The 2,887-nt window shown below is 40.2% G+C and carries 1 pseudogene; it reads left to right on the top strand.

Features of this window, described 5'->3' with window-relative positions:
- Window positions 1-1,218: 1,218 nt before the first annotated feature.
- Window positions 1,219-2,400, top strand: a pseudogene (locus tag CKF54_RS08325) (subtype B tannase); the annotation flags it as partial.
- Window positions 2,401-2,887 lie beyond the last annotated feature (487 nt).

Raw genomic sequence — 2,887 nt, 5'->3', positions numbered from 1 at the left:
TCGGGAATCCCTATTTAAAGATACTGATACTAAAATTAACTTGAGAAACTGAGGTTTATTAACCTATAATCAGGTTAGGACTTTAACTAGCTACAAAGTTAACGTTAGGTTTACCCTAACGAAATTATCCTAACTCCATTAGTTTGAAGCAATGAAGTAACGAGGCAATCATAAGAGATATCTTAAGATTAACTTCAGCTCGAATTTACTTTCAAATGTATTTTGAGTTCATTGCTCAAATGTATTTGGGTTTATTTTTCTCAAACCCCAAACTTATCTCTCAAGTTAACATCTACAGAATTCAATAAAAATAACAAGAGGAACTATTCAATGGCTACTAAGATGAAAAAATCTCTTACTTTAACTGCCCTTGCAGTGCTGACTATGTCAACTTTTGTAGGTAGCAGTTTTGCAGACACAGCGAGCAATAGCTCACAAGCAAACAGCCAAGCAAGTGCACAAGCAAGCAAAGCAACAAATACAACTAAATCAAGTACAACTCCAGCAACAGCTTCAACTTTTACTGGAAACTTTGATTTAAAATTTGATCCAAATGCAAACTACACTTTAAAAGCTGTTAAAGTAGGTCCACGTGTAATTTTAGTACGTGCATACGAGAATGTAGTATATGTTGCGCACCCGCAAGATACTACTTATCAATCAATGAATATCTATATCCCTGAAGCTTACTTCTCAGGTGAAACTGTAAATGGTTACACTATAGATACAGCTCCAATCTTCTTCCCTAACGCAATTGGTGGTTACATGCCAGCAACTGCGATGAAAGTTGAAGGTAAAACTGTTGATCCAAGTAAAAAAGACGAGTTAAAACGTCAAGGTCCAAGACCTCAAGCACCACAAATGTTACAGGTGCAAGGTGCGAACCAAGATAATGTAGCTCCAGCAGATGGTCAGCAACCTCCTGCTCCACCAGCAGACGGTCAACAACCACCAGCTCCACCGGCAGACGGTCAACAACCACCAGCACCACCAGCAGATGGTCAACAGCCACCAGCACCTCCAGCTGACGGTCAACAGCCACCAGCACCGCCAGCAGATGGTCAACAACCACCGGCTCCTAAAGCAGACGGTCAGCAACCACCTATGCCACCAGCAGATGCACAACAACCTGGTAAACAAGGTAAAGATGGCAAAGACGGTAAAGCTCAAGGTCAAAGACCAGAAGATGGTAAAGGTCCTCGTCACCCACATGGTCAAATGAGAGGTAAAGCTCCAGGTCAAGGACAAGCTCAAGGACAACAACAAGATCGTAATGCAGCACTTTACGCTGCGTTAGAAAAAGGTATGATCGTGGTATCTCCAGGTGCTCGTGGTCGTACACTAGAAGCACAAGATGGTAGCTACTATGGTAAAGCTCCTGCTGCAATCGTAGATTTAAAAGCAGCGGTACGTTACTTACACGCTAACGACAAAGCTATGCCTGGTGATGCAAATAAAATCATCGCAAACGGTACTTCAGCTGGTGCTGCTTTAAGTACTTTACTAGGGGCAACAGGTAACCAAGCTGACTACGAACCTTACTTAAAACAACTAGGTGCTGCTCAAGCTTCAGATGCAATCTTTGCGGTAAGTGCTTATGCACCAATTACTAACCTAGATCACGCTGATATGGCGTATGAGTGGTTATTTAACGGTGTAAATGATTACAAAAAAATCTCTGCTAGTCAGTTAGATTACAATGTACAACGTACTTACACTGAAGGTAAATTAACTGCAGAACAACAAAAAGTATCTGCTGATTTAAAAGCTGAGTTCCCAGCTTACTTAAATAGCCTTGGCTTTAAAGATGAAAATGGTAACGTGCTAACGTTAGATTCTGATGGTAATGGCAGCTTTAAACAATACGTTGCGAACAAACTAAAAGAATCTGCACAACAAGCATACAATGCACGTCCACAAGCAGTATTTGCTGGTGACTACCCTTGGTTAACTCTCAAAGGTGGTAAAGTAACAAATGTTGATCTAGACAAATATGCACAGTGGGTTAAACGTATGAAAACTCCACCAGCATTTGACGGTTTAGCATTAGAGAACGGGGAAAATAACCTATTTGGTAATGCAACAACAAATAATCAACACTTTACCCAGTACGGTTTAAAACACTCAACTGTAACTGGTACTATGGCTGATCCACAAGTGATCAAAATGATGAATCCAATGAACTACCTAGATTCTTCAAATAAACCAGGTGTTGCTGAATACTGGAGAATTCGTCAAGGTAGTATCGATACAGATACATCATTAGCTGTACCTGCAATGCTAGCTTTACAACTAGAAAACAAAGGTTACGATGTTAACTTCCAATTAGCTTGGAACAAACCACACTCTGGTGATTATGATTTACCACAATTATTCGCGTGGATTGAAAACATCACTAAACCTGTAGAGTTACAAAAAGCTCCAGCAAAACCAGAGCCTCGTCAGCAACAAAAACCTGCACCAAAAGGTGACAAAGGTGCTCCTGCACAAGGAACACAGGCTCCAGCTGCTCAACCAACAGCACCAACTGCTCCAGCGCAAGCTGAACCAGCACAAGGTAACTAAGAGCGATCTTTAATTAGTTTTAGATTAGCTGGACAGTTGAATAGCTGAATAGAGACAAGCTGTTGAATTGCTGAATAAAGGCAAGCAGTTGAACTGTAGCACAAAGACAAACAGCTGAATTGCTGTAAAAGACAAAAAGCAAAGGATCCTAAGAGTTTATCTTGGGATCCTTTGCTTTTGTTCGTTTTATTCTTTTAGGTTCATTTTGTCCTTTTAGGTTCGTTTTGTTTTTTTGAGTTGGTTTGTTATAGGGATTCCCGAAAATCATTGAGGACAACCTAGTTGGCTGTAAAAATTTTTATTAAAAATTAAAGTTAAATTA

Origin of the sequence: Psittacicella hinzii, assembly GCF_003585885.1 — a bacterium.
Taxonomy (GTDB): Bacteria; Pseudomonadota; Gammaproteobacteria; order Enterobacterales; family Psittacicellaceae; genus Psittacicella.
The sequence above is the reverse complement of the archived record's forward strand: the minus strand, read 5'-3'. Positions and strand labels throughout refer to the sequence as shown.